Consider the following 6767-nt stretch of genomic DNA (forward strand, 5'->3'; position numbering starts at 1 on the left):
TTGTCCTGAACAGACAGGTGGACATTCGGCCCGATTCTCTGGGCCCGAAGCGCGATGCGCCCGCCCCTGCCCACATAACGGAGGGCGTTGGAAACCAGATTGGTCAGGACCCAGGTGATCTTGTTTGCGTCCGCCCGGACCCTGGGCAGTTCACCGGGAATCTGAGACACCAGGTCAACCCCCTGCATATCCAGCTGGCCTTTAAAAACCGTCCGGACATGATCGAAAAGGGTCGCGACCCGGACGCTGTCATATTCCATTTCGATCCGGCCGGCTTCGATCTTTGAAAGATCCAGCAGATCATTGACAAGGGCTTTCATGCGGAGGACCTCCTCATGGGCGGCCCAAAGGAGATCATGGTCCTTTTCCTTCAGCGCACCGTCAGCGTGTTCCAGCAGAAGATCTACACTCATTCCCAGGCTGGTGAGAGGGGTGCGCAGCTCATGGGATGCGGCCATGACAAATTCGCTTTTGAGTTGTTCAACTTCCTTGAGCCGGGTTACATCCCGGAGCAGAAGCACGATTCCCGAAAGATGGCGATCCTTGCCCAGGATGGCGGTAACCGAAAACAGGCAGTGCCGGGTCCGGTTACCCGCAGTCAGGACAACCATCCGTTCATCCTCCGGAATACTCGGATGGGAGCCGGTTTCGATCGTTTCCCGGATCAGGTCGCATAGATTTGAATCGGGCAGGATATCCGTGCACTGCAGCAAGACCGTCTCCGCCAGGGTCATCCCCAGCATTTCCCTTGCGGCAGGGTTGATGCTGGTGATGTTCAGCTTTATGTCAAACACCACCAACCCGTCCTCAATACTTGAGAGTATGGCCTCTCCCTTGTTTTTTTCAGAGATGATCTGCTCGATATTCATCTCATGATACCGGAGAAGCTTTGTCGCCATCTCGTTGAACTCCCTGGCCAGGCTTCCCAGTTCGTCGCCGGTTTCCACAGGCACCTGTACGGCGTAGTTCCCAGCCGAGATCTTTCTTGAGGCCGCCATGAAGCCCCGAATCGGCCGTACCACCTTTTCCGCAAGAAAAAGGCTGAAAATCAGGGCCACAACCAGCGCGGCACCCGCCACAAACGATGTGGACCAAATCGCCCGGTTCGCCACAACACCGGCCTTCACACTGGCGGCATACATGGTGTCCTCATTGAGCCGGCGCAGGCCGATACAGGCGTCCCTCACCTTTGTAAACAAAGGGTAAACGGATTTCCGGTATGAGGCGGGCCGGACCTTTAAATCGGTCCATTGGGAAAACCCGTACCGGTACGCCCTGTATCCAGCCTCAATCTCACGAACCAGATCCGCCTCCCCCGTGATGGTGATGTTATCCTTGGCCCGGGCCAGCCATTGCAGAAACAAGGCTTCATTCTCCCTGAACTGTGAGGTCCCTGTCTCCGACTCTCCAAGATAGATCAGAAGGATACCGCTATCCTGACGTTCCAGGGCATCCACCATGTTTTCCGCAGCCAGGATGCTTTTGTAATTCTCATTCAGGATCGCATCCGAAGCTTTGCCCAGGGAGACGAGGTTGGCAACCGACCATACGAACACAAGTCCCATGAGGGAAAAGGCCACACCATACCCGGTCAGAATTTTCTTTTTTAATGTCATATCAGCCATCCTTTTGAGTAGAATCAATTATGTAAAATCAATTGATGCATCCCACCTGATTTTTTGATCAATCCCTTCTATGTCGGCACCATGGCCCTGGAACTTAGCAAAAAGAATGCCTTTGTATTTTTTTGCTTTATTTACAAATAGTTGGTTTCTTTTCGCCGCCAAATTAAAATTGTTCAATTCAGAACCCTTGAATTTTGCAATAAAACCGCATTGCACTTTGCACGAGTCGTTGGGTCTGATGTTTTGAATACCTGATTGAAAAATAGGAAACGCATACGGGTCGAACAGTGCCAACATCAGATTGATTTTAGGGATTACCGCCCTGATCAATCCTCTTATGTTTCACTCCAACATATTGAGATCAGTCAAGCTGGTATTTTTTTCTTTTTCGCCACAACGTTGCAGGATCAATTCCCAGTATTTTTGCGGCTTCGTCAAGGGAGACCGTGTTCAGAATGACCTTCCGGATATGCTGTTTTTCAATTTCAGCCAGACATTCCAATCCTTCATGCGTAGACTGATCCGGATTATAGTTTAATATACCGGGGGACAGATCCTTGTCTGTGAGTACCTTCCCACTGGCTGTAATTACGGCCCGCTCAATGGTATTGGCAAGCTCTCTGATATTGCCCGGCCAGGGATATGCCTGAAATCTCTCCAGTGCGGTCTGGTCCATACTTCGGACCGTTTTTCCGTTTACCCGGGAGGATTTTCTCAATTGCATTTCAGACAGCAGCTTTATGTCCTCCGGACGTTCCCTGAGCGGGGGCAGAAAAAGCTCCATCACATTGAGACGAAAGTAAAGGTCCTTTCTGAACACACCTTCCTCGACCATAGCCTCCAGATCTCTGTTGGTTGCAGCAATAATGCGAACATCCACAGATTTTGGCTCCGGATCTCCGATACATTCATACTCATGCTCCTGAATAAAACGGAGCAGCTTCCCCTGAATTGATTTCGGGATTTCAGACACCTCGTCAAGAAAGACAGTGCCCCCGTCCGCAAGCCTGAGTTTGCCAAGCTTATCCTTGACCGCCCCGGTAAAGGCCCCCCTAAGATGGCCGAAGAGATCACTCTCCAGCAGATTTTCCTGAAAGGCGGCACAGTCCACCACGACAAAAGGTTTTTCCGATCTGGGGCTCCAGTCATGAATGAGCCTGGCCAGAAGGCTTTTACCGGTTCCGCTCTCACCGCCGATGAGTATGGTGGCATCAGAATCCGAAGCCTGCCTTGCTGTTTTAAGAATTTTCAAAAGCCTTGAATTGCGGGTTATAAATCCACCTTCGGAGAAGATGCCCTTGAGGGAAGCAATTTCGTTTTCCATTTGACTGAACCGCTTGATTTTCTCCAGCACAAGATCCAATTGTCCCGGCACAAAAGGTTTGGGCAGATAGTCAAAGGCCCCCATTTTCACTGCACTCACAGCGGTTTCTATACTGGCATATGCCGTAATCATCAGCACCTGGGTTTTGATTCCGCTTTCGATAATCTCCTGGAGAACATCCAGGCCGCTTTTATCCGGCAGTTTCAAATCCAGCAAAATTAAATCAGGAAGCTGACTCTTGGCACACGAAAGCCCTTTCTCTGCCGTTTCTGCGCTGAAGACCTTAAAGTTATTCTCTTCAAAATAAATCTTCAGTGTCGTCATAATATTGGAATCATCGTCAATGATCAGGACTTTATTCATCTGTATTCTCCTTGATGCTGCCGGGTATCCAGAATGTGAAAACCGTTCCTTCACCCACCCGACTTTTCACCTTGATATCCCCTCCGTGCTGGTCAATGATATCTTTTACAATGGCCAGGCCCAGACCGACGGTGCCGCTTTTCCCCCGTTCTGAAAACTGGGTGAACCGGTCAAAAATATGCGGAAGATATTCAGGCTTTATTCCTTCTCCTGTATCGGAACATGTGAAATAGCACCGTCCTCCCTGCCAGTAGGCCCTGAAAAGTATGATTCCACCTTTTGAGGTATACCTCAGCGCATTTCCAATCAAGTTTGTTATGACCCAGGGGAATCGAAAGGAATCAATGGTGACGTCAGGTAAATTACCCGGGATATCCAGATGAATTGCAATCCCTTTTTTCTCAGCCTGCTTTACCAAGGGGGAGACAGATTCGGTAATCACCATCTTAATATTCAGGGTCTCCTTAGGGCGGGGTTGGGACATGGTTTCAAGGCGGGAAACATCCACCAGCTCATTAATCAGAGCCGCCAGTCTCGAACAATCGTCAAAAGCGGTATCATAGAGCTTTTTTTGTTTTTCAGGAATTAACTTTTCCCCTCGGCTCTGCAGCAGCCCCAGGCTCATGCTTAATGATGTCATGGGCGTTTTCAACTGATGGGAGATATCGGCAATGAATCTGCCTTTTGCCTCTTCGCCCTGTCGCACCTTTTCTTTTTCTGCGGTAATAATATTATCCCGATGATTGTCATAGTGTGAAATCCGTTGGAAAAGTTGATTAAACGCTCTGGCAAGGACACCGATTTCATCATTGGCTTTTATAGCCATATTGGGATAGTCGCCACTTCCTTCTTTAATTTTGGACAGTTGATCAGCCAATTTAATAATAGGCATTACGATTCTGTGTGAAAAAAAATAATTTAAACCCGATAGTATCACAATAATAACCCCGAAGAATATCACGGCATTTTTCTGGGCCTGCCCTGCAAGGGTTCGGGTCTCTATTTCGGCCCGCTCCATAGCCTGCTCATTCACCGAGACAAGCTCATCAATCCTCAGAATCATCTCTGCCGTAATGGCAAAAATGTCGAAAAATTCATGCTCATTCCATACCCTTGATTTTTTTTTGTCCAGGAGTGAAACTGTTTTTTTATATTGAGAATAACTTTCAAGCAGTCGGTCAATGAGTTCAAGTTCACCCTTTTCCGTTATGTTGTCTCTGCAGATATTAAGCGCATCAGAAATTTTTTTTACAAGCTCCGGGGGGATATCCGCTAAACGCTCTTCCCTGTTAACCGGGGCAAGAAAAAGATTTCGTATCTCTTCTAATAATTTTCTGCTCTCCTGGGCGGCCTTGATGCTTTTGTAGTTTTTGGACAGGATTTGTTCTGCGCTTTCTCCCAGGATTGTCAGATATTGATGGTTGAGAAATGCGGCTGCGATCAGCGCAATAGTTGGCAGAAGGCTTACCAGAAAAATTTTGAATCTTATTGATCGCCTGGGGATATGTGATACCATTCCGTTACATTCAAATTTCATGGTCAACGTGAAATTTGTTCAGCAAAATGTCCGCCCAGATGGGTGGAATGCATTAGTACATTTTGGCAAGAAGGCTCCATGCTTGTTCTTGTATCAAAATTTTATGGTCGTGTACCGTATTTTTATGAATGAAAAAAATTAAGCAAGGAACACCAATATGAATGACATCAGGTGGAAACAACGGTTTCAAAATTTTGACCGTGCTTTTATCCTGCTCCGCTCAGCCCTCGAGGACCAGCCCCTGGATCAGCTGTCCGACCTGGAACAGGAGGGTGTTATCCAACGGTTTGCGTATTCCTATGAATTGGCCTGGAAGACCATGAAAGATTATCTTGAAGATAACGGGGTTGTTATATCTCCCGTTACCCCAAGAAACGTGATCAAAGAGGCCTTTGCTGCAGGACTCATCAAGGAGGGGCAAATATGGGTGGATATGATGCTCCACAGGAATCTTCTGTCCCATACCTATGACTTCTCAAATTTTAAAAAAGTTCTGGAAGCCGTGGATAATTTTTATCTGTCCACCCTGGGAGATCTCCATGAATGGCTTATGGCCAGGCAGATTGAGTCATGAAGGATATCGGGCTGACCAATGCCGAATTGATCTTTCTGTTTTCGGTTTTCCGGCGTTATCCCAAGATCGGGAAGGTTCTGGTTTTCGGCTCCCGTGCCAAGGGAAATTACAGGAAAAATTCCGATATTGATCTTGTCGTGACAGGTATTCAGAACAATTTGGAACTTGAATCCATGGCCATGGAACTGGATGAACTGCCCCTCCCCTATAAATTTGATGTAAAATCTTTATCGGATATTCAAAATCAGGCCCTGATCGACCATATCAATGGGGTTGGCATTTCTATTTATCCATAAAACTAACGTCCGGTGCAGAATGTCCGGCGATAAATGGATTCAAGCAGTTCCGGGGATACGGGCTTGTTTGTTGCGGCAGCCGCCGCCCTGACCCGGGGCAGCAGCCTTTGGGCCGCATCTGCATCAATATGAATATTGCGGTGGGCCAGTGCATGTTTTATGGCTGCCGAGCCTGAATGCACCCCTAAAACCATTTGCCTTGGATTGTGCCTGCCCACCTGCCCGGGATCATATAATTCATAGGATTGTGTATTTTTCAACAGGCCTGCGCAGTGGATCCCGGATTCATGGGAAAATATCCGTGACCCCACAATGGGTTTGGCCGCATGGATCTGCTGTCCTGAAAACCTTGCCACGGTATTGCATAGCCGGGCAAGTCCTGACAGGCGCATATTACTTTTCTTTGCACCAATACCGAACAGGGCCATGGCCGTCTCTTCAAGGCGGGCATTGCCTGCCCGCTCCCCAAGTCCGTTCACCGTGACACTGATGGCTTTAGCGCCTGCATCCACGGCAGACACGGCATTGGCCGTAGCCATGCCAAGGTCGTTGTGTCCGTGAAATTCCAGGGCCAGTCCCGGAAGACGAATTAAAAGGGTCTCTATCATATCCATGAGTGCGGACGGGGTAATCATGCCCACTGTATCGGCAAGCCGTACCCGGTGGACGCCTAATCCTATGGCTTCCCGGCAGAACCGTAAAAGAAAATCCATGTCCGTGCGGGTGGCATCCTGGGCCCCCACGGAGACCTGGTCAAAATACTGTCTGCTGAACCGGACGGTTTCATCCAGGGCTTCCAGCACCCACGCCTCATTTTTTTCAAAGGTTTTGAGCAGAATGGACGAGGTGGGAAAACTGATGTGCACCCCGGGAGTATTGCAGCCAATGGCCAGTTCAATATCTTTTTTGATTGCCCTGCACCAGCAGGTGAGCATGCTGGGCAGGTTCAACTGGGCAAAGGCCTGGATTTCCCGGCATGCAAACTCACCCATGGCAGGGATGCCCGCATCAATCTCGTCAACGCCGCATACTGCAAGCTGACGGGCAA

At 48.8% G+C, this 6767-nt stretch carries 6 protein-coding genes; 2 read left to right on the forward strand and 4 right to left on the reverse strand.

Going from position 1 to position 6767, the window contains the following annotated elements; all coding sequences use genetic code 11:
- The 3 genes from AB7U36_RS15405 to AB7U36_RS15415 all read right to left on the reverse strand — a co-directional run.
- A partial coding sequence (locus tag AB7U36_RS15405; protein ID WP_428160603.1) for a histidine kinase dimerization/phospho-acceptor domain-containing protein occupies positions 1-1616 on the reverse strand: 1616 nt, incomplete at its 3' end.
- Between the two features lie 370 nt (positions 1617-1986).
- The gene (locus tag AB7U36_RS15410; protein WP_428160604.1) at positions 1987-3312 is read right to left on the reverse strand and encodes a sigma-54-dependent transcriptional regulator; all 1326 of its coding nucleotides are present in this window, start codon (positions 3310-3312) and stop codon (positions 1987-1989) included.
- Positions 3305-4849, reverse strand: a complete 1545-nt coding sequence (locus AB7U36_RS15415; RefSeq protein WP_428160605.1) for a sensor histidine kinase — start codon at positions 4847-4849, stop codon at positions 3305-3307. The genes AB7U36_RS15410 and AB7U36_RS15415 overlap by 8 nt, the downstream gene beginning before the upstream one ends.
- Positions 4850-5006: 157 nt before the next feature.
- On the opposite strand from AB7U36_RS15415, the gene AB7U36_RS15420 reads away from it, so the two are divergent.
- Together AB7U36_RS15420 and AB7U36_RS15425 are read left to right on the forward strand one after the other, a co-directional pair.
- Positions 5007-5423, forward strand: a complete 417-nt coding sequence (locus tag AB7U36_RS15420) for a nucleotidyltransferase substrate binding protein (protein ID WP_428160606.1) — start codon at positions 5007-5009, stop codon at positions 5421-5423.
- Positions 5420-5719: a nucleotidyltransferase domain-containing protein gene (locus AB7U36_RS15425; protein WP_428160607.1), complete on the forward strand. Its 300-nt coding sequence runs from the start codon at positions 5420-5422 to the stop codon at positions 5717-5719. The genes AB7U36_RS15420 and AB7U36_RS15425 overlap by 4 nt, the downstream gene beginning before the upstream one ends.
- A 2-nt stretch (positions 5720-5721) precedes the next feature.
- Here the strand turns inward: AB7U36_RS15425 and AB7U36_RS15430 are convergent.
- The coding region (locus AB7U36_RS15430; protein ID WP_428160608.1) for a homocitrate synthase/isopropylmalate synthase family protein at positions 5722-6767 on the reverse strand (1046 nt) is incomplete at its 5' end.

The sequence above is a fragment of the Desulfobacter sp. genome (genome assembly GCF_050177295.1).